This is a genomic window from Xanthomonas axonopodis (genome assembly GCF_001304695.1).
In the GTDB taxonomy this organism is placed as follows: domain Bacteria; phylum Pseudomonadota; class Gammaproteobacteria; order Xanthomonadales; family Xanthomonadaceae; genus Xanthomonas; species Xanthomonas axonopodis.
This window is the reverse complement of the sequence record NZ_JFAQ01000187.1, coordinates 1-25,955: the sequence shown is the minus strand read 5'-3', so window position 1 is coordinate 25,955 and position 25,955 is coordinate 1. Positions and strand designations below refer to the sequence as shown.

The 25,955-nt window shown below is 65.8% G+C and carries 27 protein-coding genes and 1 pseudogene; 18 read left to right on the top strand and 10 right to left on the bottom strand.

Annotation, left to right across the window (positions count from 1 at the left end):
• The first annotated feature begins 424 nt into the window (after positions 1-424).
• The 13 genes and pseudogenes from XAXN_RS16235 (at position 425) to XAXN_RS16170 (ending at position 11,806) form a co-directional block, all read left to right on the top strand.
• Positions 425-1,015 (top strand): annotated as a pseudogene (locus XAXN_RS16235) (HAD family hydrolase).
• Between the two features lies 1 nt (position 1,016).
• Entirely contained in the window at positions 1,017-1,445 is a 429-nt protein-coding gene (rnfB, locus tag XAXN_RS16230) for an Rnf electron transport complex subunit RnfB (RefSeq protein WP_054320321.1), read from the top strand.
• A 612-nt stretch (positions 1,446-2,057) separates the two neighbouring features.
• Complete coding sequence (locus tag XAXN_RS16220; RefSeq protein WP_054320324.1) at positions 2,058-2,846, top strand: hypothetical protein; 789 nt, start codon at positions 2,058-2,060, stop codon at positions 2,844-2,846.
• Between the two features lie 85 nt (positions 2,847-2,931).
• Positions 2,932-3,300: a hypothetical protein gene (locus tag XAXN_RS16215; protein WP_008578245.1), complete on the top strand. Its 369-nt coding sequence runs from the start codon at positions 2,932-2,934 to the stop codon at positions 3,298-3,300.
• Positions 3,301-3,358: 58 nt separating this feature from the next.
• Complete coding sequence (locus XAXN_RS16210) at positions 3,359-3,922, top strand: sigma-70 family RNA polymerase sigma factor (protein ID WP_054320319.1); 564 nt, start codon at positions 3,359-3,361, stop codon at positions 3,920-3,922.
• A complete protein-coding gene (locus XAXN_RS16205) occupies positions 3,919-4,752 on the top strand; it encodes an anti-sigma factor (RefSeq protein WP_054320318.1) in 834 nt (277 codons plus the stop codon). Before XAXN_RS16210 ends, XAXN_RS16205 begins: the two co-directional genes overlap by 4 nt.
• 292 nt (positions 4,753-5,044) lie before the next feature.
• Positions 5,045-5,974, top strand: coding sequence for an acyl-CoA desaturase (locus XAXN_RS16200; protein ID WP_054320317.1), 930 nt, complete (start codon positions 5,045-5,047; stop codon positions 5,972-5,974).
• The gene (locus tag XAXN_RS16195; RefSeq protein WP_054320316.1) at positions 5,971-7,221 is read left to right on the top strand and encodes an NAD(P)/FAD-dependent oxidoreductase; all 1,251 of its coding nucleotides are present in this window, start codon (positions 5,971-5,973) and stop codon (positions 7,219-7,221) included. The genes XAXN_RS16200 and XAXN_RS16195 overlap by 4 nt, the downstream gene beginning before the upstream one ends.
• On the top strand, positions 7,221-8,105 hold the full coding sequence (locus tag XAXN_RS16190) for a DUF1365 domain-containing protein (protein ID WP_054320323.1): 885 nt from the start codon (positions 7,221-7,223) through the stop codon (positions 8,103-8,105). Before XAXN_RS16195 ends, XAXN_RS16190 begins: the two co-directional genes overlap by 1 nt.
• The gene (locus XAXN_RS16185) at positions 8,102-9,397 is read left to right on the top strand and encodes an SAM-dependent methyltransferase (protein ID WP_054320315.1); all 1,296 of its coding nucleotides are present in this window, start codon (positions 8,102-8,104) and stop codon (positions 9,395-9,397) included. Before XAXN_RS16190 ends, XAXN_RS16185 begins: the two co-directional genes overlap by 4 nt.
• Complete coding sequence (locus tag XAXN_RS16180; protein WP_054320314.1) at positions 9,394-9,939, top strand: DUF2878 domain-containing protein; 546 nt, start codon at positions 9,394-9,396, stop codon at positions 9,937-9,939. Before XAXN_RS16185 ends, XAXN_RS16180 begins: the two co-directional genes overlap by 4 nt.
• On the top strand, positions 9,936-10,718 hold the full coding sequence (locus tag XAXN_RS16175; protein ID WP_054320313.1) for a DUF1295 domain-containing protein: 783 nt from the start codon (positions 9,936-9,938) through the stop codon (positions 10,716-10,718). The genes XAXN_RS16180 and XAXN_RS16175 overlap by 4 nt, the downstream gene beginning before the upstream one ends.
• 17 nt (positions 10,719-10,735) lie before the next feature.
• A complete protein-coding gene (locus tag XAXN_RS16170; protein ID WP_054320312.1) occupies positions 10,736-11,806 on the top strand; it encodes an SAM-dependent methyltransferase in 1,071 nt (356 codons plus the stop codon).
• 159 nt (positions 11,807-11,965) lie between these two features.
• Here the strand turns inward: XAXN_RS16170 and XAXN_RS16165 are convergent, their stop codons facing one another.
• Positions 11,966-12,313 carry a RidA family protein gene (locus XAXN_RS16165; protein ID WP_054320311.1) on the bottom strand — a complete coding sequence of 116 codons (348 nt, stop codon included), beginning with the start codon at positions 12,311-12,313 and terminating at the stop codon, positions 11,966-11,968.
• Positions 12,314-12,323: 10 nt separating this feature from the next.
• Complete coding sequence (locus XAXN_RS16160) at positions 12,324-13,031, bottom strand: DUF998 domain-containing protein (protein ID WP_054320310.1); 708 nt, start codon at positions 13,029-13,031, stop codon at positions 12,324-12,326.
• Between the two features lie 263 nt (positions 13,032-13,294).
• On the opposite strand from XAXN_RS16160, the gene mprF reads away from it, so the two are divergent.
• Positions 13,295-15,859 carry a bifunctional lysylphosphatidylglycerol flippase/synthetase MprF gene (mprF, locus tag XAXN_RS16155; protein ID WP_054320309.1) on the top strand — a complete coding sequence of 855 codons (2,565 nt, stop codon included), beginning with the start codon at positions 13,295-13,297 and terminating at the stop codon, positions 15,857-15,859.
• 294 nt (positions 15,860-16,153) lie between these two features.
• Here the strand turns inward: mprF and XAXN_RS16150 are convergent, their stop codons facing one another.
• The 7 genes from XAXN_RS16150 to XAXN_RS16120 form a co-directional block, all read right to left on the bottom strand.
• Positions 16,154-17,527 (bottom strand): virulence factor, encoded by a 1,374-nt coding sequence (locus XAXN_RS16150; protein ID WP_054320308.1) that lies wholly within the window; start codon positions 17,525-17,527, stop codon positions 16,154-16,156.
• A 69-nt stretch (positions 17,528-17,596) separates the two neighbouring features.
• Positions 17,597-17,791 carry an oxidoreductase-like domain-containing protein gene (locus tag XAXN_RS16145; protein ID WP_054320307.1) on the bottom strand — a complete coding sequence of 65 codons (195 nt, stop codon included), beginning with the start codon at positions 17,789-17,791 and terminating at the stop codon, positions 17,597-17,599.
• A gap of 63 nt (positions 17,792-17,854) precedes the next feature.
• Positions 17,855-18,460, bottom strand: a complete 606-nt coding sequence (locus XAXN_RS16140) for an HD domain-containing protein (protein ID WP_054320306.1) — start codon at positions 18,458-18,460, stop codon at positions 17,855-17,857.
• A 35-nt stretch (positions 18,461-18,495) separates the two neighbouring features.
• Positions 18,496-19,098 carry a 2'-5' RNA ligase family protein gene (locus tag XAXN_RS16135; protein ID WP_054320305.1) on the bottom strand — a complete coding sequence of 201 codons (603 nt, stop codon included), beginning with the start codon at positions 19,096-19,098 and terminating at the stop codon, positions 18,496-18,498.
• 272 nt (positions 19,099-19,370) lie between these two features.
• The gene (locus tag XAXN_RS16130; RefSeq protein ID WP_054320304.1) at positions 19,371-19,826 is read right to left on the bottom strand and encodes a PA2169 family four-helix-bundle protein; all 456 of its coding nucleotides are present in this window, start codon (positions 19,824-19,826) and stop codon (positions 19,371-19,373) included.
• Between the two features lie 217 nt (positions 19,827-20,043).
• Positions 20,044-20,220, bottom strand: a complete 177-nt coding sequence (locus XAXN_RS16125; RefSeq protein ID WP_054320303.1) for a hypothetical protein — start codon at positions 20,218-20,220, stop codon at positions 20,044-20,046.
• Positions 20,221-20,381: 161 nt separating this feature from the next.
• Positions 20,382-21,593 (bottom strand): MFS transporter, encoded by a 1,212-nt coding sequence (locus XAXN_RS16120; RefSeq protein ID WP_054320302.1) that lies wholly within the window; start codon positions 21,591-21,593, stop codon positions 20,382-20,384.
• A gap of 221 nt (positions 21,594-21,814) precedes the next feature.
• On the opposite strand from XAXN_RS16120, the gene XAXN_RS16115 reads away from it, so the two are divergent.
• From XAXN_RS16115 to XAXN_RS16100, 4 genes are all read left to right on the top strand, one after another.
• A complete protein-coding gene (locus tag XAXN_RS16115; RefSeq protein ID WP_054320301.1) occupies positions 21,815-22,933 on the top strand; it encodes an alkene reductase in 1,119 nt (372 codons plus the stop codon).
• A gap of 361 nt (positions 22,934-23,294) precedes the next feature.
• A complete protein-coding gene (locus XAXN_RS16110) occupies positions 23,295-24,344 on the top strand; it encodes a L,D-transpeptidase (protein ID WP_054320300.1) in 1,050 nt (349 codons plus the stop codon).
• Positions 24,345-24,637: 293 nt separating this feature from the next.
• Entirely contained in the window at positions 24,638-24,925 is a 288-nt protein-coding gene (locus tag XAXN_RS16105; protein ID WP_134980425.1) for a hypothetical protein, read from the top strand.
• Positions 24,926-25,191: 266 nt separating this feature from the next.
• Entirely contained in the window at positions 25,192-25,428 is a 237-nt protein-coding gene (locus XAXN_RS16100; protein ID WP_054320322.1) for a hypothetical protein, read from the top strand.
• A 68-nt stretch (positions 25,429-25,496) separates the two neighbouring features.
• Here the strand turns inward: XAXN_RS16100 and XAXN_RS16095 are convergent, their stop codons facing one another.
• On the bottom strand, positions 25,497-25,802 hold the full coding sequence (locus XAXN_RS16095; RefSeq protein WP_054320298.1) for an alkylphosphonate utilization protein: 306 nt from the start codon (positions 25,800-25,802) through the stop codon (positions 25,497-25,499).
• Positions 25,803-25,955: the final 153 nt, after the last annotated feature.

The following is a 25,955-nucleotide window of genomic DNA, read 5'->3' as shown; positions in this document are numbered from 1 at the left end:
TTGGGGATTGGGGATTGGGGAGTTGGGATTCGTAAAAGCTGGGTCTGTTAGGTCTGCACGCTCTGCTGTTGCGCGTTTTAAATCGCCGCATCCTGCCTCTCCCAGACGCCAACGTTAGGCTTGAGGGCGGCTGAGAGAACCTGCTGAAGACGCGAAGTATCCGGCAGGCTTACAAGCGGGCTCTCTCAAGCCTCCTCCCTGTAGGAAAGGGGTTTGGTAAGGGACGAGACGACGCCACTGCTGCCGTTCCCATTACACGAGGCTTCGCACATCCCTTCATCCGCCCCTTCGGGGCACGTTCTCCCCTGGAAGGAGGACAATGTTTCGGAGAGAGACGGGAAAACGCATCGACCCAAAAAGCACAACGTCCACCTCCCGCCCCCAACTTTCGCTCCCCCAATTCCGAATCCCGAATCCCCGCCCCATGCACCTGGCCCTGTTCGACTTCGACCACACCATCACGACCTGCGACAGCTATGGGCGTTTCCTGCGCAAGGTGGCAACGCCGGCGCAGGTGGTCGCGGCGAGATGACAGGTGGGGCCATGGGTGCTGGGATTCCGGATGGGCGTGGTGTCTGCAGCGGCACTGCGCGCGCAGGTGACGCGACTGGTCTTCAGCGGCCGCTCGCTGGACGAGATGGCCGCGCATGGCGCCGAGTACGCGCGCACTGCGCTGCCGGGCATGCTGCGCGGGGAGATGATGCAACGGATCGACTGGCATCAGGCGCAGGGACATGAAGTGGCGCTGGTGTCGGGGTCGCTGGATCTGTATCCGCAACCGTGGTGCACCCGGCATGGGTTGTCGCTGATCTGCAATCGGCTCGAATACGCTGCAGGCGTGCTGAGCGAGCGCTATGCTGAGGGCGATTGCGGGCCACACAAGGTCGCGCGGATCCGCAGTCAATACGACGTGGATCGGTACGACTGCGTGCACGCCTATGGCGACAGCCGCGAAGACAAACCGATGCTCGCGCTTGCGCAACAACGCTGGTATCGCGGTAACTTGCTGCACTGAGATGGCCGCAATGCCCGCCCCTGCAACCGATCTGGTCGAACGCCTCGACCGCCTGCTGCCGCAGACCCAATGCGGGCAATGCGGGTATGACGGCTGTCGTCCGTATGCGCAGGCGATGGCAGATGGCCAGGCGTCGATCGATCACTGCCCGCCCGGCGGCGATGCCGGGGCGCGCGCATTGGCGCAGGTGCTGGGCGTGCCTGCACGTCCCTACGATCGCAGTCGCGGCGCACACAAACTGCCGCAGGTGGCCTGGATTGTGGAAGCCGACTGCATCGGCTGCACCAAGTGCATCCAGGCCTGCCCCGTGGATGCCATCGTCGGCGGTGCCAAGCACATGCACACGGTGATCGCACCATTGTGCACGGGTTGCGAACTGTGTCTGCCGGCCTGCCCGGTGGATTGCATCGCGTTGCATCCAACCGGCTGAGCGGCACTCGGCGCGATGCTGCGCTCAGCCGATGCCTGCGTGGTCATGGAGTGACGCGCATTCGCCCATGACCACCTGCTGCAAAAGGGAATTCGAGCTCGCGCGACTTGCAGGCGAGGCACCGATCGATCAGTGCTCTGCCGCGTCCAGATTGGAAGGCGGCACCAAGGACATCGACACCGCCGCGAGCGGGTCGGCATTCTTCAGAATCCCCGGGTAACAACCGCGTTGGTTGCGCGCCGCTCGCATGCGCACGAAAACATGTGCCACCGACATGCCGATGCGCCACGCTGCGAACCGACTCGCGAGCCACCGCAGCCCGCGTAGGCCAACCTGATCGCGCTGCGTGCATGCGTCCACACCGTTCGAGGCGTTGCGCCATGTGCGCCCGCCTTGGCATGTGCCACCACGCTTGTTGGCGCTATCGCTCGCCGTTGCGGCAGGACCACGCGTGACGGCACAACGCCGTACCGCCATCACCGCCACCAACCACCCCTGGCCAACTGCGCTAGGCGCCCCACCACCCCACCGTCAGGAACGTCCTGACGCAGCCGGCGCATCCGTGCTGCGGCCGCGCCCGTATTGGTAGGCACTCCCATCGAGGATCTGCCGATGCGTCCACTTGCCGCCACCCTCGCCGCGCTCACCGTCCGTTGCCGTCCGATTCCGTGGTTGTTGCTGCTGGTGCTGGGCAGCCTGCCGCTCGGCGCAGCCGCGGTGACGCGAGTGGATGGTGATGCCTTCGATGGCGACAGCGGCGCATTGCGGTATCGCGAGTCGCACTGGTTGCTCGACGATGGCGGGCGGCTGGTGCTGTACCGCTGCCCGGACGGGCGAGCGTTCGCGCGCAAGCAGGTCGACGGCGGCGGCAGCTCGCCCGATTTCAGCCTGATCGATGGACGCGACGGATATCGCGAAGGCGTGCGCCAACGCGATGGCGTCCGCGAAATGTATCAGCGCGCCCCGGGCAAACCCGAACGCCGCACCACGCTGCCGCCCGGCGTCGGCGCGCGGGTGATCGACGCCGGGTTCGACGCCTATCTGCGCGACCAGTGGGACGCCATTGCACGCGCGCCGCAAAAGGTGGACTTCGTGCTGCCCAGCCTGCAGCGGCAATTGGGCTTCCGGGTCGAACGCCTGGGCGATGCCGCCGGCCAGCGGCGTTTCCGCATCAGCCTGGATGCCTGGTACGGCGCGGCAGTGCCATCGCTGGAGGTGCGTTATTCGATCGCCGACAAGCGGCTGCTCGAGTTCCGCGGGGTCGGCAATCTGCGCGATGCGGACGGCCGCTATCCGCACGTGCGCATCGTCTTTCCGGACACCCCGGCGCGCGCGGCCAGTGCCGACGAATTACGGCAAGCGCGCGAGCAGCCGCTGGCCACATCGTGCAGCGCCTCGTGAACCACGCCCGCGCCATCTTCACGTCCGACCACGCGCGCCCGCGTACAACGGCCCGGGTACCTATTCCCAGTAGAGGAGCAACGTCGTGGCAAAAGCCTATCTCTGGATCAATGCAGTGCTCTACGTCGTCCTGGCGGTGTGGTGCACGCTCTCTCCGGCCAAGACCGCAACGGCCGTGGGCTATACCCAGCTCTCCCCGGCCGGGCAATCGGAGTATCTGGTCATCTACGGCGGGCTGCAGCTGGGCATGGCGTTCCTGTTCGGCTACTTCGCGTGGATCGACCAAGCCCGCACCGGCCTGGTGGTCGCTCTGGCGTTCTATGTCCCCATCGTGCTGTTCCGCAGCGTCTCGCTCTCGCGCTTGTGGCCGGTCTCCGCACCTACTGTCGCGCTTGCCGGGGTGGAGATCCTGTTGCTGCTCGCCGCGGTGCTGCTGTGGTTCCAGCGTAAGTGAAAGACACGCTCGGCCCAGTCCGGTAGCATCGCCCCCACCTAACCCAACGCCCGACCGCATGAGTGCCATTCCTGGCCACGACGACGATGAGACCGGACGCCTGCTGACCGCAACGGCGGGCGGCGACCGGCATGCTTTCGAAGCGCTGTATCGGCAGACCTCCGCCAAGCTGTTCGGCGTGTGCCTGCGGATGATCCCGCAACGTGCCGAAGCCGAAGAGGTGCTGCAGGACGTGTTCATGCTGATCTGGCACAAGGCCGGGCAGTTCGATCCGAGCCGCGCACGCGGGCTCACGTGGCTGGCGATGATCGCGCGCAACAAGGCGATCGATCACCTGCGCGCCAACGCGCCGCAGCGCCGCAACGTGGCGCTGGACGATGCCGGCGAACTGCGCTCCAGCGATGCCTCGCCGCTGGATCGCACCGAGCGCGCCAGCACGCGCCGGCGCATCGATCACTGCCTGGCAGAACTGGAACCGCCACGCAGCGAGTTGATTCGCACAGCGTTCTTCGAAGGCATCACCTACGAAGAACTTGCCGCGCGCACCGATACGCCGATCGGCACGGTCAAGAGCTGGATCCGTCGGGGTCTGGCCAAACTCAAGGCATGTCTGGAACGATGAGTACGCCCTTTCTCATCGACCAGGAACCGCCGCGCGACGTGCTTGCCGGCGAATACGTGCTCGGCCTGCTGAGCGCAGAAGAACGCCTGGCGGCCGAACAACGCATTGCCACCGACAGCCAGTTCGCCCAGGCAGTGCTGCAGTGGCAGGAACTGCTGGCGCCACTATTGGAAGAAATCGTCGCGCAGACGCCACCGGATCAGGTGTGGGTACGCGTGCGCCAGGCGCTGGGCTTCGATACGCCCTTGCGCGCTGTGCCGTCTGCAGCGCCGGTCAGCGCGACAGCGCCTGCGGCACCGTTGTGGAACAGCGTGCGGTTCTGGCGCTGGGCCAGCGTCGGCGGCCTGGCCACTGCGGCGGTCTGCGTGCTCGCCCTGCTCAACGTGCGTGCGCCGCCGACACCGGTGCAGCCACCGCCCACCGGCGAGGTGGTGCAGACCCCGGGGACCCCGCCTGCGACCAATCCACCTGCCGCGACCGGGATCGCCATGACCTCGACCCTGGCGACCGAAGACGGTCGCCCTGGTTATGTGGCCTTGATGGATGCCGACAAGCACACCATCACGGTGACGCCGCTGGACCGCACCGCCACCGCCGACAAGGTGCCGGAGCTGTGGCTGATCACCCCCGATGGCAAGGCACATTCGATGGGTACCTTCGACGATCAACGTGCACGCCGTGCGCAGATTCCCGATCAGTTGATGCCCATGTTGAGCAACGAGGCCATTCTGGCCGTCACCCTGGAGCCGCCGGGTGGCGCACCCGGTGGCGTTGCCACCGGTACCGTGGTGGCCAAGGGCGGTATCAGTACGCTGGCGATGGCTCCCTGATCCAGCGCGCCTGACCTCGCCTGCGGGCACTTCGCAGGCGAGGCTCTCCAAAACAGCCTCATCCGCGCCGGCATTCGCTGGCGCGGGCAATGTGTGCGCAGCTGCGCGATTCATTCGCAACGCCAAGCGAAACCCACCCATGCATGCGACGATCAAGCGGCATGGTGCATCTGTTCGCCGGAAGTGTCCGTACTGGGTCACGACTACCTATGGAGAATCACGCGTGCCGAGCACTGGCCTGGACCCTCACGCCGCAGCGCCCTAGCCCGGCACCGCACCGCCACGCGGCGGCCTGGCCGCACGGGTCGGCAGCCTGCGCCGCTGGGTGGATTCGCAAACCGACGAGCCCCTGGACGAAGCACGTGCCGATCGCATCGACTGGCTACGCGCGGTGCCCTTCATCGCCTTGCATCTGACCTGCCTGGCGGTGTTGTGGGTCGGTGCGTCCTGGTTCGCGGTTGGCATGGCGGTGGCCTTGTACGCGCTGCGCATGTTCGCGCTCACTGGGTTTTATCACCGCTACTTCTCGCACCGCGCGTTCAAGACCTCGCGGGTGTTGCAATTCGTGTTCGCCGCCATCGGGGCCACCTGCGTGCAGCGCGGGCCGTTGTGGTGGGCGGCGCATCATCGCAACCACCATCGGCACACCGACACCGGCCGCGATCCGCATTCGCCGGCGCAGCACGGCTTCTGGTGGAGCCATACCGGTTGGTTCCTGACCCCGCGCAATTTCCGCACCGACTGGGAAGCGATTCCCGACCTGCGCCGCTTTGCCGAACTGCGCTTTCTGGACCGCTTCGACATCGTGATGCCGGTGCTGCTGGCACTGGGCCTGTACCTGCTCGGCGACTGGCTGTCAGTGGCTGCGCCCGCGCTGAAGACCAGCGGCGCGCAGTTGCTGGTGTGGGGCTTTGTGATTTCCACCGTGGCGTTGTTCCATGCCACCTTCACCATCAACTCGCTGGCGCATCGTTTCGGCAGCCGGCGCTTCGACACCCGCGACGACAGCCGCAACAACTGGCTGCTGGCGTTGCTCACCTTCGGCGAAGGCTGGCACAACAATCACCATTTCTTCCCCGGCTCGGCGCGCCAGGGGTTGCGATGGTGGGAATACGACGTGACCTGGTACGGACTCACCGCGATGTCGTGGGTGGGGCTGGTGTGGGACCTCAAGCCGATGCCGAAAATGCTCACCCAGCGCGCCGAACGGGTGAGCCGATGAGCGAGGGCCGAATTGCCGTGGTCGGCAGCGGAATCGCCGGCCTCGGTGCAGCGTGGCTGTTGTCGCGGCGCTACGAGGTGACCTTGTTCGAGGCCGCCGATTATCTCGGCGGGCATACGCATACGCACGACATCGACCTGGAAGGTCAGCGTTACGCGGTGGACAGCGGCTTCATCGTGTTCAATCCGCAGCATTACCCGCTGCTCACGCGCATGTTCGCCGAGCTGGACGTGGGCGCGCAGCCGACCACGATGAGCTTTTCGGTCCACGATGCACGCAGCGGGCTCGAATACAACGCCGGCAGCCTGGGCGGATTGTTCTGCCAGCGCCGCAACCTGCTCAGCCCGCGCTTCTGGGGCATGCTGGCCGACCTGCGCCGCTTCTATCGACAGGCACCGGCGGTGCTGCACAGCGACGAGCGTTTCAGCACGCTGGGCGCGTATCTGCAGCGGCATGGCTATTCGGATGCATTCCGCGACCAGCACCTGGTGCCGATGGCCTCCGCGCTGTGGTCCTCGCCCTCGCAGACCATTCTCGAATTTCCCATGGGTCAGTTGATCGGCTTCATGGCCAATCACCACATGCTGCAATTGAGCGGGCGCCCGCAGTGGCAGGTGGTGCACGGCGGGTCCAACAGCTATGTGCGTGCACTGCGGCGGCGCTGGCAGGTGATCGAGCGCCTGTCCACGCCGGTACAGGCAATCCGCCGCACGCCCAATGGCGTGGTACTGAAAGCCTCGCGTTGCGAGGAACATTTCGACCACGTGGTGCTGGCCTGCCATGCCGACGATGCGCTGGGTCTGCTCAGCGACGCCACGCCGGCCGAACGACACATCCTGGGCGGCATCACCTACCAGGACAACGATACCGTGCTGCACACCGATGCCAGCGTGCTGCCGCGCGACCGGCGCGCCTGGGCCGCATGGAACGCGCACGTGCCGGCTGATCCGGATGCCGCCTGCACGGTGAGCTACTGGATGAACGCACTGCAGTCGATCGCGTCACCGCAGCCGTTCATCGTCAGCCTCAATCGCAATCACGAGATCGACCCCGGCAAGGTGCTGCGGCGCATGCGCTATCGCCACCCGGTACAGAACACGGCGGCAGTGGCGGCACAAGCGCGCAAAGCCGACATCCAGGGCGTGCAGCACACCTGGTTTGCCGGCGCCGCGTGGGGCTTCGGTTTCCACGAAGACGGCCTGCGCAGCGGCGTGGACGTCGCGCATGGCCTGGGAGTCCACTGGTGATGCAACTGCTGCGCGACGCCCACCACGACGCGGTGCCGTTGGCCCCTGCCGAGGGCAGCGGTGACGTTCGCGTGGCGGGGCCGTTGCGCAGCGCGATCTATACTGGCTGGGTGCGGCACCGGCGCTTCATGCCCAAGGCGCTGCACTTTCGCTATCGCCTGTTTCTGATGTATCTGGATCTGTCCGAGCTGGACCAGGTGTTCGCACGGCGTTGGTTGTGGTCGGTGGGGCGCGCCAATCTGGCGCAATTCCGGCGCAGCGACTATCTGGGCGATGCAAGCATTCCGCTGGAGCAGGCGGTGCGCGACTGCGTGTACACGCACACCGGCGAGCGCCCCGAGGGCGCGATCCGGCTGCTGACGCACCTGCGTTACTTCGGCCACGTGTTCAACCCGGTCAGCTTCTACTATTGCTTCGATCGCCACGACAGCCTGCGCTGGATCGTGGCCGAAATCACCAACACCCCCTGGCAGCAGCGCCACACCTATGTGCTACCGGTCGCGCAGGCGCGCACGCATCGCGATGTGCATGCGTGGCGCTTCGACAAGCGCTTCCACGTTTCGCCGTTCATGGGTATGCAGCACCGCTACGACTGGCGCTTCAGCGTGCCGGATGCGCAATTGCGCGTGCACATGGATGTACTGGACGCCGTCGGCGACGATGCCGGCGGTGCCATCGACAACAGCGGCACGCGCCGCTTCGACGCCACCCTGGTGCTGCAACGTCGACCGCTCACCGCGCGCAACCTGGCGCGCACGTTGCTGGCCTATCCGTTGATGACGGTCTGGGTGGTGATCGCCATTCACTGGCAGGCCTTGCGCCTGTGGCTGCGCGGCAATCCTGTCCACGACCACCCTCACCCGCCTGTGCGAGAACCCCGATGAACGCCACGTCCCTGCCCGATCATGCTGCGCCGCGCGCGGCCTCCTGGACGGACCGTCTGCTGCGCAAGCGCCTGCTGGCCACACTTGGCGAGTTGCGCGACGGGCAACTGCAGCTGCATGAAGCCGGCACTGTCACCACGCTTGGCACGGCCACTGGCGCGCAGGCCTTGCAGATGCAGTTGCGCGTGATCGACCCCGGCTTTTATCGGCAGGCGGCGCTCAACGGCAGCGTCGGTGCGAGCGAGTCGTACATGGATGGGCAGTGGCAGTGCGACGACCTGGTGGCGTTGATGCGGCTGCTGCTGCGCAACCGCGAGCGGCTGGATGCGATGGAGACCGGCACCGCGCGCCTGGGCGGTTGGGCCATGCGCAGCCTGCATGCGTTTGCGCGCAATACCCGCAGCGGCAGCCGGCGCAACATCGCCGCGCATTACGACCTGGGCAACCCGCTGTTCAAGCTGTTCCTGGATGAACACCTGATGTACTCGTCGGCCATCTTTGTCGATAGCGAAGAGGCGCAGTGCGAAGCGGCACTGGAGCGCGCGGCGACCCGCAAGCTCGAACGCATCTGCCAGAAATTGCGCTTGGGTCCACAGCATCATGTGGTGGAGATCGGCACTGGCTGGGGCGGTTTTGCGCTGCATGCCGCACGCGAACACGGCTGCCGCGTCACCACCACCACCATTTCGCGCGAGCAGTTCGAGCTGGCCACGCAACGCATCGCCGCGGCGGGCCTGAGCGATCGGGTGACGGTGCTGTTGCGCGACTACCGCGACCTGGAAGGCCGCTTCGACCGCGTGGTCTCGATCGAGATGATCGAGGCCATAGGCCACCAGTATCTGGACACGTACTTCGCCAAGGTCGGCAGCCTGCTGGCAGACGATGGCGAGGCGCTGATCCAGGCCATCACCATCGAAGACCATCGCTACAAACAGGCGCTGCACTCGGTGGACTTCATCAAACGGCATATCTTCCCGGGCAGCTTCATCCCTTCGGTCGCGGCGATGACAGGCGCGATCGCGCGCGCCAGCGATCTGCGCCTGTTCAATCTGGAAGACATCGGCCCGAGCTATGCGCTGACCTTGCGCGCGTGGCGGCAGCGTTTCATGGCGCAGTTGCCGCAGGTGCGTGCGCTGGGCTACGACGAGCGCTTCATCCGCATGTGGGAGTTCTACCTGGCCTACTGCGAGGCCGGTTTTCTGGAACGCTCGATCGGCGATGTGCATTTGTGGCTGAGCAAGCCCGGTGCACGCCCGCCGCAGTTCGTGCCGGGCCTTGCCGTCGACGCATGAAGCAGCTCGGCAACTACCTCGGCCTGCAGGTGCTGTGGGTGATAGCGGTCACTTCCGCTGCGCATGCGCGCATCTTGCCGACCCTGCTGACGCTGGGCGTATTTGCGCTGTACCAGCTGTGTCCATCGCGGCGCGCGCCCGGCGACGTGCAGTTGATGATCGCAGCCTTGTCGCTGGGACTGCTGCTGGACACCACGCTCGCAGCGGGCAATTGGATGCGCTACGCCGCGCCGTGGCCGGGCAGCCTGCTAGCGCCGCCGTGGATCCTGGCGTTGTGGCTGGGCTTTGCGCTTACCCTCAACCATTCGCTGGCCACGGCGATGCAGCGGCCGTGGCTGGCGGTGGTGTTGGGCGCCATCTTTGGGCCGTTTTCGTATTGGCTGGCGCAACGCAGCTGGCACGCGGTGGAATTTCAAGCGCCCTTCCTGCATTCGGTGCTTGCCGTGGGCATCGGCTGGGGCGTGGCCTGCGGCGTGTTGTCGCTGTATGCACGCCGGCTGGCGCGACCATTGCCTGATGACCCTACTGGAGAACTGCAATGAATGCCTGGCCGCTGCTGCATGTGGGCGCGTTCGCAAGCGTGGTGATGGTGATCGGCTGGCTGTGGCAGCGTCGCAGCGGCAACGCCGGCCCGGTCGATGTGTTGTGGGCGGGCTGCCTGGGGGTAGCTGCGCCGTATTGCGCGTGGATCGCCGATGGCGCGGTGCTGCCGCGCGTGCTGGTGGCGGTGCTTGGCGGCGTGTGGGGCGCGCGTCTGGCGCTGCATCTGGGCGTTCGCGTGTTCGGCGACCCGCACGAAGATGGCCGCTACCGTGCGTTGCGCGAGCACTGGAATGGAAGCCAGAGCAAATTCCTCGGCTTTTTCCTGGCCCAGGCCGTGGTGGTGGTGCTATTTGCCGTGCCGTTTCTGGCCGCGGCAAGCAACCCGAATTCTGACTGGAGCCTGTGGACCACCATCGCGATTGTGGTGTGGTTGATCGCGGTCGGTGGCGAGGCATTGGCGGACCGGCAGTTGTCGGCGCACAAGGCCAACCCGGCCAATCGCGGCAAGACATGTCGCGCCGGACTGTGGCGTTATTCGCGCCATCCCAATTACTTTTTCGAGTTCGTCCACTGGTTCGCGTATCTGGCGCTGGCCGTCGGTGCCGGCCCGTGGCCGGTGGCGCTGTGTGCGCTCGGGCCGGTGGTGATGTTCGTGTTTCTGTATCGCTTCACCGGCATTCCTTACACCGAACAGCAGGCGCTGCGCTCGCGTGGCGAGGACTATGCCCACTACCAGCGCAGCACCAGCGCGTTCTTTCCGCTTCCCCCTTCGTCCTGACTTGCCTGGAGAGTTGCATGTCTACCGTTATCGTCCCGCCCTCCGCGCAGCCCGAAGAAGCCTTCGCCACGCGGCTCGCCGAATCCGGTGTGCTGCCCGATGCCATGTTGCGCCATGGCATCCGTCGCCTGTGCGCGCAGCGCCTGCGCGATGAGCGCGGCAACGATGCCGATGCCAACGGCGAGCGCCAGCGCGCCTTCATCGACAGCCTGCGGGCCAGCGCGATCGCGATCGAAACCGACGCGGCCAATCGCCAGCATTACGAATTGCCGCCGCAGTTCTTCACCCTGTGCCTGGGCAAGCGACTGAAATACAGCAGCTGCTATTGGGACGCGAGCACGCCGAATCTGGATGCGGCCGAAGAACGCATGCTGGCGCTGTATGGCGAACGCGCTGAACTGGCCGATGGCCAGCGCATCCTGGAGCTGGGTTGCGGCTGGGGCTCGTTGACGCTGTGGATGGCCGAGCGCTATCCGAATGCCAGCATCACGGTAGTCTCCAACTCGCGCCCGCAGCGCGCGCATATCCTTGAGCAGTGCCGCGTGCGCGGGCTGGGCAACGTGCAGGTGATCACCGCCGACGTCAACGCGCTGACCCTGCCACAAGGCGACTTCGACCGAGTGGTCTCGGTGGAGATGTTCGAGCACATGCGCAACTACCGCGAGCTGCTCGCGCGCGTCGGCAGCTGGCTGGCACCGGGCGGCAAGTTGTTCGTGCACATTTTCTGCCACCGCGATCTGGCCTACCCGTTCGAAGTGGCCGGCGAAGACAACTGGATGGGCCGGCATTTCTTCACCGGCGGGCTGATGCCGGCGGCCGATACTTTGCTGCATTTCCAGCAGGACGTGGTGATCGAACAACGCTGGGTGCTGTCGGGCGAGCATTACGAAAAGACCGCCAATGCCTGGCTGGAAAACCAGGACCGCCACCGCGACCAGATCATGCCGCTGTTGAAACAGACCTACGGCGACGACGCGCAGCGTTGGTGGCAGCGCTGGCGGATGTTCTGGCTGGCCTGTGCGGAATTGTTCGGCTACGACCATGGCCGCGAATGGGGCGTGGCGCATTACCGCTTCGTCAAACGTTGAGTGCACCGGCGACACTCGTTGCGAACTTGACTGCCGACCATCCCTGCGACGCGCGTGCGTGGGTGCACTGCGACAACCGCGCAGCAGTCAGCGGGTCGCAGTGAAGCTGTGCGCGCCATCGTGCGCACCGCGTCTGGAGTGTTGCACCCAGTGGCGCGATCAGCCCGCCGCAGCGGTCACCACGATTTCCACCTTCCACTCCGGCCGCGCCAACTTGGCTTCAACGGTGGCGCGGGCAGGCGTGAAGCCGTGCGGCACCCACTGGTCCCAGGCCTTGTTCATGCCATCGAAATCGGCGATGTCGGCGAGGAAGATTTCCGCACGCAGGATCTTGGTCTTGTCGCTGGCCGCCAGCGCCAGCAGCTTGTCGATCTCGCCCAGCACCTGGCGGGTCTGCCCGGTGATGTCCTGGCTGGTGTCCTCGGCAATCTGGCCGGCCAGGTAACACACGCCGGCATGGACGGTCATTTCTGACATACGCGGACCCGCATCGAATCGCTGCAGCATTTCAGACTTCCTACGGTTGATTGACGCCTGCATTGTCCCGCGAATGCGGAAGGCGTGCAGCCCCTTCGCGCTCGTAACGCGCCAACACGGTGCCCGCGCGCACCATCCAGACCACGATCAGCACGATGGCGATCTTCTGGCTGATGCCCAAGGGCGCGCTGGTCACGGTGACATGGAACAGCAACACCGCAAACGCTGCCCAGCCCAGCAGGAAGGCCGAAGGAAAGTATGCACGCCACCACACATCGCGTCGGAAGTACCACGACTGCAGCAACACCGCGGCAATCACGCACAGAAACGTCGTGTCCGCCGACAGCACATGCACCATCGCGACCGCCTCCGGCGCCAGCTCGGGCATCCAGCTGTCGCCGATCGAGACCATGCATAGGCCCACTGCGGCCATCCAGAACAAACCCAGCACGGTACGGCTGCGCGCGGCCGGCGCCAACGCCGCATGGAGACCCAGCGCCAGCCACGCCATGCTGGCGGCCAGCTGGCAGTAGGCGGTGCGCAGCAACAAGCCATATGGGCCATGCAGATAGGCGCTCAGTTGCGCATCCACCCACCATAGATCGCGGCGCAGCCATTGCAGCACCAGCACCAGCGCGATGAAGACCATGCCCGCGGCGGCGGCGATGCGGCCAGTGGAGCCGCTCCAGCGCGGCGGCATAGCGCGCGCATGGGGCGCAAATGTTGGGGAATCGGGTAGATTGCGCATCAGCAGCCTGTCTGCCTTCCAACTGTCATGGCGGTCCTGTGGTGTCCGTGCGGCACGGGTGTGAGGCTTTGACCTATGATGCGCGCGGCCGGCCCGCACAGGCACTATGTCGGTAGGATCGAACTACGCGTTCACTGGATGTCGGCACCGTCGCGATCACGCTGCATGTATCTTCGACCCGACCGGCCCATGCACTGCGAATGCGCGCGCGGCACACCTCGTGCATGCACCCTCCTTCCCTTTCAGCAGATCCCGTTGCCCTCATGACGGATACCCCCGCTTCTTCCGAAACCTCTGCCAGCGGTTGGCGTCGCGCCCTGCCGGTCATCATCAGCCTGGCGATCCTGGCGATGGCCCTGCATGCGCTGTCGTCGCAGTTCACCGACCACGGCTACCGCCAGATCCGGCATGCGTTCCGTGCGCTGGGTGCGGGGCATATCGCACTGACGCTGCTGCTCGGCTTGAGCAGCTATGGGTGCCTGGTGGGCTTCGACTGGGTGGGGCTCAAGCGCACCGGCAAGCAGCTGCATCTGGCACGCGTGGGCATCACCGCCTTCATGGCGCATGCGGTCGGGCAGACATTGGGCTTTGCCGCACTCACCGGCGGTGCCGTGCGACTTCGCGGCTATGGCAGCGTGGGCCTGACCCTGGCCGAGATCGGCCAGGTAGTGCTGATGAGCACGCTTGGTTTCATCTTCGGGGCCTGGGTGCTGCTGGGTCTGGCATTGCTGCTGGAACCGGAAGCGGCCGCACACGCATTGCCGATCACCGCGCAGGCCATCCGCATCGCCGGCATCGTCCTGCTGGTCGGCTACGGCGCCATGCTGGCGCTGGTCGGCAAACAGGGGCGCGAGTTCGGCATCCGCAGCCACCGGTTCTGGTTACCGGACCGCACCACGGTGCTGGGCGTCACCGCACTGAGCGTGTTGGAGCTGGGCCTGGCCGCGGCCGCGTTCTATGTGCTGCTGCCGCCAGACCCCGGTACCGGCTACTTCGGCTTCATCGGCATCTGGCTGGTGGCCGTGGTGGCCGGGCTGATCTCCACCGTGCCGGCCGGCCTGGGCGTGTTCGAGTGGAGCCTGCTCAAACTGCTGCCGCACGTGCCCCCCGCTGCGGTCCTGGCGGCGGCGCTGGCCTACCGGGTCACGTATTACATCGTGCCGCTGCTCATTTCGGTGGCCATGGCGGCCGCCTCCGGGCTACGCGCGCCGGTACGCGTCGGCGCCAGCACCGCGCGTATCGTGTGGAAGGCCTTGCGCCCTTGGCTGCCGCAGATTCTGGCGCTGGCGGTGTTTGCCGTGGGTGCCGCGCTGGTGATCGACGGCACCCTGCCGACACCCCGCGCGCGCCAGGAAGTGGCGCCGCTGCCGCTGATCGAAACCTCGCATCTGCTGGTCAGTCTGGGCGGCATGATGCTGCTGCTGATCGGCCAGGGCCTGCAGCGCCGCAGCCATGCGGCCTGGGTGCTCGCGCTGGGCGTGTGCTTGCTGCTGCCGCCATTGGCGCTGCTGCGCGGCAGCCATATCTCGGTGTCGTTGTCGGCGGCGCTGGCAGCAGTTGCGCTGTGGGCGGCGCGGCGCGAGTTCTATCGCCAGGGCGCGCTGCTGGACGAAGCCTGGTCGTGGCGCTGGCTGAGCAACCTGGGCCTGGTGCTGGTGGCCACGTTCTGGCTGCTGTTCTTCGTCTACAGCCATGTCGAATACAGCAACGATCTGTGGTGGCAGTTCGCCACCTCGGCCAATGCGCCGCGTGCATTGCGCGCCGCGCTGATCCTGTGCGTGGGCGTGATCGTGTTCGGCATGGCGCGCCTGCTGCGTGGTGGGCGCAGGCCGATGCCGGCGGCCGATGCGCAGACGCTGCAGACGCTGGCCCCGATCCTGGCCACCAGCGCCGATACTCAGGCCTGCCTGGCGCTGACCGGCGACAAGGCGTTTTTGTTGGATGAGCAGCACCGTGGCTTTGTGATGATGCAGCGCTATGGCGGCTCGCTGATTTCCATGGGCGACCCGGTGGGCCCGCCAGAGGTGGCGTGCGCGCTGATCTGGCGCTTCCGCGAAGAGGCCGACCACATGGGCCTGCGTCCGGTGTTCTACCAGGTCGGCGAACGGTACTGGCAGACCTATCTGGACATGGGGCTGACCTTGGTCAAGCTGGGCGAAGAGGCGATCGTGCCGCTGGAAGGGTTCACCCTGGAAGGCCGCGACCGCGCCGACCTGCGCCAGGCCTGGAACCGCGGCAAGCGCGGCGGCCTGAGCTTCCGCATGCTGCAGCCCGAACAGGTGGAGGAGGTATTGCCGCGTCTGGCCGAGGTGTCGGACCAGTGGCTGGAAGAAAAATCCGGCGAAGAAAAAGGCTTCTCGCTGGGTAGCTTCGATGCGGATTACCTGCGTCGCTTCCCGGTGGCGGTGGCCGAGGCCGAAGGCCAGATCGTGGCATTCGCCAACGTGTGGTGCGCACCGGCCGGCGGCGAACTTTCGGTGGACCTGATGCGGCACAGCGCGCAGGCACCGAAGGGCACCATGGACTTCCTGTTCATCGAGCTGTTCCTGTGGGGCCAGGCCAACGGCTACACCCGGTTCTCGCTGGGCATGGCGCCGTTGTCGGGCTTGGCCGAACATCGCCTGGCCGGGCGCTGGAACCGCTTCGCGAGCCTGGTCGCGCGGCACGGCGAGCGCTTTTATGGATTCAGCGGCCTGCGCCGTTTCAAGTCGAAGTTCGCCCCGACCTGGCGCCCACGCTACCTGGTCGCTCCCGGCGGCATGCATCTGCCGGCCGCCTTGCTGGATGTCACCCGCCTGATCTCGGCCGATCCTGGACGGCAGGAGTAAGGCCGCGCGAGAACTCTGGCACCAGACGTGCAGGTCTGGCGGCGTTTGCGAGCGCCCACCAGGGCGGACTGACGAGCGCAGGGGCACTTCCGTTCCGAAATCCTGGCTCGCCGAGCAGCGGCCGCAAATCGTGCAAGCGCGGTGCCGCGTCGGGGGCGGGACCGTATGGCGGCATGAACGCCGCCACTGAACTGGCACGGATGGATTTACAGCGTGTTCTGACCGGACGCAGTACGACGCAGCCGCCCAAGATCAAGACCAGCTCGCCGCGCTCGGGTCAGACGATGTCCGGCCTTACGGCTTCGACAGCGCGTGCAACTGGTCCATGATCGTCTTGGCCAGGGTTGCATAGTCGCCCTTGAAATGGTGATCGCCCGGCAGTGCGACCCGCTTGGCCACGCTTGCGGGCAGGTCCGGGCAGAGCGCATCGTCGTCGTCCTGGCCGTAGATGCACACCGTCGTGCCGGCTGGCAGACGCTGTATTTCCGGCGCGATCGGCAGGCCCTCGTCATCCGAGCCCAGCCAGTTGCTGACGTGGAATTCGTAATCGGCCAGCTTGCCGACCGACAATAGCGCCGTCATGCGCAGGTTCTGCTTGGTCGCCGCCGGCAGCTTGTTGATGGCAGCCGGCAGCACGTCGGCGCCCTGCGAAAACCCGATCAATACCACGCGCTGGCGATCCCAGCGCTGCGCATAGATGCGGGCAATGCGATCCAGGTCGTCGGCGAAGCCTTGCGGCGTGCGCTCGGTCCAGAAATAACGCAGCGAATCCAGGCCGACCACCGGAATGCCTTGCGCCGCCAGTGCATCGGCCACCTCTTCGTCCAGGCCGGCCCAGCCGCCATCGCCGGAAACGAAGATCACGAACGTGTCGTCGTCGCTGTCGCCATCGGGCTTGGCCGGCAGCTCAACCACCGGCAGATCCGCCAGACCGCCCGGCGGCGGCGGCAATGCCACGCCCTTCTGCTCGCCCAACGAGCGCACCGCGGCGCGCAGGCCAGGCAGGATGTCGCCCTTCGCAGAGCGCCGGAAGGTTCGCGCCTGCGACACCTGCTTGAGGAAACCCTCCTCGGTAGCCGCGGGGCAGCGTTTGTCCTGGCTGGCTGCCAGCACCCACGGAATATGCAGCGGCACCGGCAACAGCGTATTGGTGCCCGGGCTGACGCCCGGTTGGCAGATCGCCTGGTTGGACACGGTGGCTGGGCACAGCCCGTCGGTCAGCACGCCGGCCAGCACATGCGACTTGGATTGCGCAGCGATCGCATAGGCCAGCGCCGCGCCCTCGCCATCGCCCACCAGCAGAGGCAGGCGGTAGGTGGGAATGTGGTAGAAGGCCTGCATGTAGCGCGAGAAGTTTTCCACGTCGCCAACCGAGAACGTGCAGGTGCCGCCGGCCTTGCGCAGCACCGCGTACAGGTGCGCGGTATCCACCACCGCCACCATCGCACCGTCGGCGCGCAGGCTTTCCGCTTGGGCCTGGCGCTTGGCGGCACTGCCCGCACCGGCCAGCCAGATCACCACCCGTTGCGGCTCGCCCTTGGGCATCAGCACCGGCACCTGCTCGAACCGGCCATGGCTGACCGGTTCCGGCGCCTGCGCGGCGGCCATGCCCGATAGCGTCAACATCGCCGCGCCGCAGAGCGCGCTCCACATTTCAAGTCGTCGCATGTCGCACCATCGGGAAAAGTGGTTCAAAGATAATCGTTCCGGACTGCAGCGCGAAGCGCGGGACATCGCTCATTGGGCTTCGGGGCGGGTGAGCACCGGCTGGCGCGCCTCCCATGCGGCCAGGGCCTGGCGGTAACGCGCCAGCTCCTCGGCATACAGATCGTGCACGCACAGCGGGCAGCCGCTCTCGCAACATGCGTTGAGCGCAGGCGGCTGCGGGGCGATCGGGCGTGGGTCGGGGCTGGAAGCAGCGCTATCGTGCATGCGGGCATTGTAGCGTGCGCATCGGACGCAGCCGGGCATGCAGCCTTGCTGGGGCATGTCCGCTCAGCGCCCCAGCCGCCGGCGCAGATTGGCGCGCGCCGCAGTGTCGTGATGGGTATGGAAGTAGTCGCTGAGGAAGATGCGCGGCTGCTTGAGCACACCCGCCAGGAACCGGCGGCGATGGATCCGGAACAGCACGCTTGGCACGTGCCCGCGATACTCCTCGGCGATGGCCCGATCGTAGGCATCGAACACCGCTGAGGGTGCGGCCAGGATCGCCATGTCGCAGTCCAGGAACAGCGCGGCGTCTTCATCCACGTCCTGCGGCTGCAATTGCCCATGCCGGGCCGTGAGCAGGATCAGCGCCTGCACCCGCTCGACATCCACCTGCGCCTGCGGCCACCAGCGCGGGATGGATTCGGCCGCCATCCGTGCCGATTGCGCCTCGTTGTCGCTGCGTCCGGGCTGATACACCGCATCATGGAACAGCACCGCCAGCCAGACCTCTGACGGTTGCCGCCAGCCCGGCCCGGCTGCGACCTCGGCGTAGTGCTGGAGCACCGCGCGGACGTGGCCGAAGTGGTGGTAAGCGCGCGGCGGCGTGGCATAGGCCTGTTCGAGCGCGGCCAGGTGGTCGGCGTGCAGTGGCAATGGCGTGGCGATGTCCATGCACGCAGGCTACCGCGTGCGCCCGGCCATGCACATCAGCGCAGCGACCAGCGGCCTTCGATCTGGTAACGCGACTGGCCCAGAAAGCTGCGCACCAGCGCAAAGTCGCGCACGGTCCAGGCAAGCGCATTGCAGCGCCGCTGCGGCACCGCCTGATTGCAGTACAGCAGCGTCATGTGCGGCGTGTATTGCGCGTCGCCGGCAATACCGACATGCGCCAGCTGCCTTCCCAATGCGCCTTGCAACTCGTAAAGCCCACGCACCTGCTCTTCGCCACGCAACACGCAGGGAAGTTGCGAACGCCTGCCACCGAAGGTGCCGAAGCGATCGAACTCCACTTCGAACGCGTCCATCTGCACGCGCGTTGCGGCCTGGCTGGCGCGGCTCACCAACGATGGCGGCAGGCCACCGGCGTAATCGCCCAGATGATGCAGGGTCACATGCAGCCGTTCGCGCGCAAGCGGCTTGCCTTCGGCGTGCCCGCCTTGCAACAGGCTGTCGGCAATCCCTGCTGCATGCTCGGCAGTGGATGCATCTGCCATCACCGCGAAAAACAGACGTTCGGTGGTTTTCTCTTCGCCAAGCCCGAGCGACAACTGCGCCTCGGCCAATGACAGGTACAGGAACTGTTGCTTCATGGGTGGATGCCACGACCGCGCAACGCGGGCCTGCCTGAAGAAGGGCGGCGGATACTAGCAGACCCGGCGCGTGCCGAATATGCCGGCATGCATGACGCGATGTGGAACCTTGCTGCACTACGTGGAACAGCGATTACGGCGTTAAGCCATGCACGGCTCGGTGCGGCGACGTAAAAAGAAACGGGCAGCGTGCGCTGCCCGTTTCCGCCTTTATCGTTTTACTCCGGAGCTGTATCGGATCGGTGACGATGCACTTCGGTTCAGCGCGCCGCTTACGCGGCGCTCTTCATCGCATGCTTGCGGTTGCGCATGACATCGTGGCAAGCACGCACTTCCGGCAGCAGCCGCAGCGCGGCTTCACGTGCAGCGGCCGGAGTGTCCTGGTCGGCGATGGTCTCGTCGAAAGCCTTCAACAGGCGGTCTTCGGACTCTTCCAGCTCGGCGACATAGCCGTACTTGGTGTCGCCCAGGGTTGCACGGACCTTGCCGTAGAACTGCTGCATGCTGCCCACCATGGTGCCGTGCCGTTCCGGCGTGCCGCCCGCGGCGGTGACCACACTGCTAAGGCTGCTGACGATGTCGGTCTTGACGCCGGCAATGCGACGGAACAGCGTCGCCAGCTCCGCATCGCCCACCGTGGCCGCGGCTTCTTCGTAGAAGTCCTTGCCGTCGCGCGAGATGGCGATGAGGTCGTTGAGGCTATGCTCGGTTTTGCTCTGAATGCTCATGTGTGTGGCTCCTTGTTAGGATGGACCGACGCTGCGCGGTGCCATGACTGCGCATGCGGCGGGAGGTGAGTCAATCGATGGGGTGATTGCATTGCCGTGGCGTTGTGTACGGCCTCATCCTCGCCTGGCTTGCATAATCGATATGTGAGCGATGTGGGCATCATCCTCACGCCGTCGTGCAGGCGATGAATTTCAATTCATCCATGCCAACAGCGGGTCAAGATCCCTGCGGCTGGCGACTGGCCCACATGTTGTCGACCAGGTTTGGATACGGCCGCCCCGCTTCTTCGGCACGCTGCTTGGCAGCTGCTTTTTGCGCGTCGGTCAACGGCGTCGACTTCGCCTTGCCCTTGGGTTTGGGGCGCTTCCACGGCGGTGGAGTGAACTCGTTCATGGCACTGTTCGGTCCGCTTGGCTGAGCGCGAAGTCTCGCCGTTACCACGTGAGATGGCTGTGGCGATGCCATGGTCATCTGCGGATCGCCGCATCGCGGTGCAAGTGCTGCCGCGTGGCGAACATTGCCGCGGACGCTCGCCCCACGGCGACACCGGCAACTCAGCAGCTCGTCAACGCCGTGCGCTGCTGATGACGCTCCTGCCACACCGCCGCTGCATAGACCAGCAACCCACCGAGCGCGGTGGCCGCACCGACGTAACCGGTGGAGGTCCAACCCCAGCCTGCCGTGATCGCCATGCCACCCAACCAGGGGCCCAATGCATTGGCCGTATTGAACGCTGCGTGGTTGGAGGCTGCGGCCAGGGTCTGCGCTTCTGCCGCCACGTCCATCAAACGCGTCTGCAAGGCAGGCGCCAACGCTCCCATGGTGCCGACCGCCACGATGGAGACGAACACCCACACGTCCGATAGCGCTGCCAGCGGAAACGTCAACATCACCACCATCGACCACAGCAGCAACACCGGCACCGCACGGAACTGCATGCGGTCGAACAACCAACCGCCCAGGATGCTTCCCAGCACCCCGCCCACGCCGAATGCCACCATCGCCAAGGGGATGCGCGCTGGGGTCACGCCGGTCACCGCAGTCAACGTTGGCGCGAGGTAACTGAAGACGCAGAACATGCCGGAAAAACCCACCGCCCCGATCGCCAATGCCAGCCACACCTGCGGCTGATTGAACGCGCGCAATTCGCGCAGCGGCTGCTGGCGCGGCTCCTCCGGCTGCGGCGGCAACAGGACCGCCACGGCGGCCACCGTGCCCAGCGCAATCACCGACACCGACGCATAGGCCCAGCGCCAGCTCACGATTTGCCCCAGCCAGGTCGCCAGCGGGTTGCCTACCAGCAGCGCAACGCTCAAACCCAACAACACGCGCCCCACTGCAGTGGCACGTTGATTGGGCGGGCTGATCGATGCGGCCACCAGCGACGCGACGCCGAAGTAGGCGCCATGCGGCAGCCCGGCGATAAAGCGGCACAGCAGCATGGCGTGGTAGCTCGGTGCCAATGCGCTGGCCACGTTGCCCAGCGCATAGAACACCATCAACAGCAACAACAAGGTGCGCCGCGGCCAGCGCGCGCCCAGGATCGCCAGCAAGGGCGCACCAACTACCACGCCCAACGCATAGGCACTGATGACGTGACCGACCTGCGGCTCGCTGATCTGCAAGCCCTGAGCAATCTGCGTCATCAGGCCCATGGTGGAGAATTCGCTGATGCCGATCGCAAAGCCGCCCATCGCCAGCGCAAGCAGGATCAGCACGTAGTCGCGCCGGGACACGCGTGGCGCCGAAAGATCGGTATCGGTCATGCCCGACTCCAGAGATGGCGGGGCGGTCTATTATTGTGCAATGCAGCAGAGCAGGAAAGCACGGCACCAGGGGTCGGTTCAGCGCAAGCGCCCAACCCGTCACAGTTACACTGCTTTGAACGCGACGGGGATACTGTGTCCTATCTGCGTCGCTCGAATCTACTTGATTCCGCCACCATCGCTACCGGGCACCGCGATCGGCGCGGCGTCGCGCCTGGCGCGTGATCAACTTCGACTGGTGGCTGATGTCCAAATCCACTCAATCCCCCTTGTTCTCCCCGGTGCGCCTGGGCGCGCTGGATCTTGCCAACCGCGTGATCATGGCACCGCTGACGCGCAACCGTGCCGTCGCCGGCCAGGTGCCCTCGCCTCTTGCCGCCGAGTATTACGGCCAGCGCGCCACCGCCGGCCTGATCGTGGCCGAAGGCACCCAGATCAGTCCGCTCGGTCAGGGCTACCTCGATACGCCCGGCATTTACACCAAGGAACAAATCAAGGGCTGGCGCGCGGTCACTGACGAAGTGCATCGCCGCGGCGGCAAGATCGTGTTGCAGCTGTGGCACGTTGGCCGCGTCTCGCACACGAGCGTGCTGCCGCCGGGCGAAGTGCCGGTTGCGCCCAGCGCCATTCGAGCCGAAGGCAAGACCTTCACCAAGAAAGGGTTCGAAGACGTGTCCGAACCGCGCGCGCTAGCACTGGACGAAATTCCCGGCTTGATCGAGGACTACCGCATCGCGGCGCGCAATGCGCTCGATGCCGGCTTCGACGGCGTGGAAGTGCATGCGGCCAACGGCTACCTGCTCGACCAGTTCCTGCGCGACAGCTCCAACCAGCGCACCGACGCCTACGGTGGCGATATCGAAAACCGTACCCGCCTGCTTGCCGAAGTGGTGCAGGCGATTGCCGATGAAATCGGCGCCGACCGCACCGGCGTGCGCTTGTCGCCGGTCACCCCGGTGTATGGCGCGCACGACTCCAACCCGCAGCCGCTGTTCGAACGTGCGGTCGAGCGCCTGAACCTGATCGGCGGGCTAGCCTTCGTGCACGTGATCGAAGGCGCCACTGGTGGCCCGCGCGACAACATCGCCTTCGACTACGCCGCACTGCGGGCCAAGTTCGAAGGCGCCTGGATCGCCAACAACGGCTACGACCGCGGCATGTCCGAACACGCCATCAGTAGCGGCTACGCCGATGCGATCGCGTACGGTCGCCCGTTCATCGCCAACCCGGATCTGGTGCGCCGCCTGCGCGAGAACTCGCCGCTGGCCGAGATCGACCAGGCAACGATGTACGGCGGCGGCGCCAAGGGCTACACCGACTACCCCGCATTGCCGGAGTAATCGCCTGAGCGCGGTCGCTGCGCCGCAAACAGGTGCAATGCATGTTCGCTGTTGGCGGCCGTGCGGTACTTGGCTTGCGTACCGGCCGCTCGCAGCACCCTGCGAAATGACGCTATGCAATGCCCCCCAGCGATCGCCCTGCGGTGGTTGTGGGGCAGCGGCAACGCGCACTGACTCAATGCACGCAGTTGGTCCGCACACCGGTAGCGTGCTGGCGCACGGGCAGCGCAACGTGCTGCATTGGCAGCTGCAAGCAAGCCGGCCGCTGCTTCGCATAACATGCCATAACCGCCGGCCAGTACATGACGCGCACGCCCTACCCCGCTAGAATCGTTCCACTTCTGTTGCTGGATGCACCCCGATGCGGCCTCTGCTCACCTTCGCCGTGTTCTGCACGCTGCTGATCTGTGGCCAGGCCGTTGCCGAGCCGTTCTGGGGCGCGCGGCAATCCAGTCCCGCAGACACGCCGCCTGCACAACTCAAACCGGGCGAATGGATCTGGGGCAGCATCAGTAAGGGATGGGGGCCGATGGCCGTGATCGTCAGCCTCACCGAACAACGCGCCTACGCCTATCGCAACGGCATTCTGATCGGCGTCTCCACGATCAGCTCCGGCAAGCCCGGACACGAGACGCCCACCGGTGTATTCACCATCCTGCAGAAGGACAAGGACCATCGCTCCAGCATCTACAACGACGCCCCGATGCCATACCAGCAGCGGCTGACCTGGGGCGGCGTGGCACTGCATGCCGGTGGCGTGCCCGGGTATCCGGAATCGCATGGCTGTGTGCATCTGCCATCGGAATTTGCGCGCCTGCTGTTCGACAATTCCAATATGGGCATGGTGGTGGTGGTCGCGCGGGCCGGCATCGATGCAGACGACGTGGTGCACCCGCGCGCGCTCAGCCCGATCGACCCGACCACCGGCGCCGAGCGCGCACTGCTGCCGTTGCCCAACGGCCAGCTCTTTGCGTGGCAACCGGAGCTGGCGCCAACCGGCCCGATCTCGATGCTGTTCAGCAGCAGCGACCAGCAACTGGTGGTGTATCGCAACGGCGTGGAAATCGGACGTGCGAAGATCGCCTTGCGCGCACAACCCGGCGCCGCGCCGCTGGGCACGCAGGCCTTTATCGTCGGCCAGGGCTACCTGCCCGGCGAGGTGGCCGGACTTCCCGGGCAACGGATGCCCAACTGGATGCGCATCGGCATTCCCGGCAGCAGTGCTGGGGCAGGCAAGGCACTGGATGCAGACACCATCGCACGGCTGCAGGTGCCGCCGGCCTTTCTGGCCCATCTGCTGCCGTTGCTCACGCCGGGCGTGGTGCTGGTAGCGACCGACCAGCGCATCCTTCCGGAAACCACCGGCGGCAAGTTGCAGGTGCTGGATTCGGATGCGCCCGAAGCGCCGTAAGTGCGTTGTTGAAGCGGCGTTGCCATTGGTGGCGTGGATGTGGAGCCGCTGCTGACGGCTTCGCTGCGACTTGCTGTTTGGAATGCATTTCGCATGTCGCCTTTTTTCGCGTTGCATCACGCATTTTTTTTGCTGGTCGCGCAGTGCATCTGACAATCGCAGATCTTGTGACTTCCGATCTGCGACGCAACAATCCACACCAAGACATGCCGTATCGCCGCAGCACGCTCGCGATTGTCAGTGTGCCAACGCCGGCGGATGATGTAGCAACCTCACTGCCAAGGATGTGCGCGATGCGCCTGCTCGCCGCGGTTCTGTTCGGTAGCACCGTCGTTGGCTGCGGGTTGGCTGCGGCATCGGCCCAGATACAGCGTCCAACGGTCCCCAGCGCCGACTGTGTAGACGCGCGCCAGATCAGCGAATTGCATCAGCCCGATGCGCGCACCCTGGCGGTTGCCGAACGCGATGGACGGCTGTTTCGCCTGCAGTTGTCGCAGGACTGCCCGCAACTGGCCGCACAGCCGGATGCCAGCCTGCTGGCTGCGCACGGCTGGGTCTGCAACGGCGCACCGGATATGTGAGCACCGGCCAGCAGCGCTGCCCAATCGCTCAGGTCGCCCCAACCAGCGCACGCGACTACGCCAGTCTTGCGCGTCAACGCGATCACGATGGTGTGCCGACCCTGGAGGGCGTCAGCGTGAGCGAGGCGCGCCCCTGCAATTTCGCCGGCGCCTCCAGCTACTGTTTCAATCCCAGCATGCTGCGCTCATGGTCGGAAGACGGCCAGGGCCTGGTGGTTGAAGTGTCGCCACGTCATCCCGGCACGCACCGTCATTATCGCGTCGAATTGATGGACAACTGCCGCGAACTCAGCGGCGCATCACCCATCCGCTTCGTCTCCGGCATGGGCTTGAACGTGATCTGCGGCAACCCGGGCGACAAGGTCGATGTGCTCGACGAAATCGGCATTGCCGGCGCACGCACCTTAGCCGGCGCTGAAGGTGATCTCAGCAGCATGCGCGGCGGCATGTTGTCGCGCATGCGGCAGAGCTGCGTGGTTGCAGCGGTGTATCCGCACGATTAGCGCAAGCGGCCCTCAGCCGCGCATCGGCGCAGGCCTGGCAATGAGAGCCATCGTTTCGTTCGCCGCGCTTAGGCCTTACGCAGGAAACAGGTCTTCAACACCAGTCCCTTGATCTTTTCCGAGTTGCCTTCGATGTGCTCGGCATCGTCTTCGACCAGGCGGTTGTTGCGGATCACCGTGCCCTGCTTGAGCGGAATCGAAGAGCCCTTGACCTTGAGATCCTTGATCACGGTCACCGTGTCGCCGGCCTGCAGCACGTTGCCGTTGCTGTCGCGCACCACCGTCGTGTCTGCCGCGGCATCGCCCGCGCTCCATTCGAAGCCGCAGTAGGTGTTGTCCAGTCCGCATTGCGGACAGGCGGGGACGGTAGGCATGCAATTGCTTGATCGAAGCGGGCGTGGATTTGTAGCCGCCCGGCCGCGCGATCACGCACCCGGCACGGCGATGGCGCGATAGTGCGGCGCTTGTCGAATGCCCCGCAGGTCGCGCGTGTCCCATCAGCCAGTGTCCACTTCCCCGCGCACAAC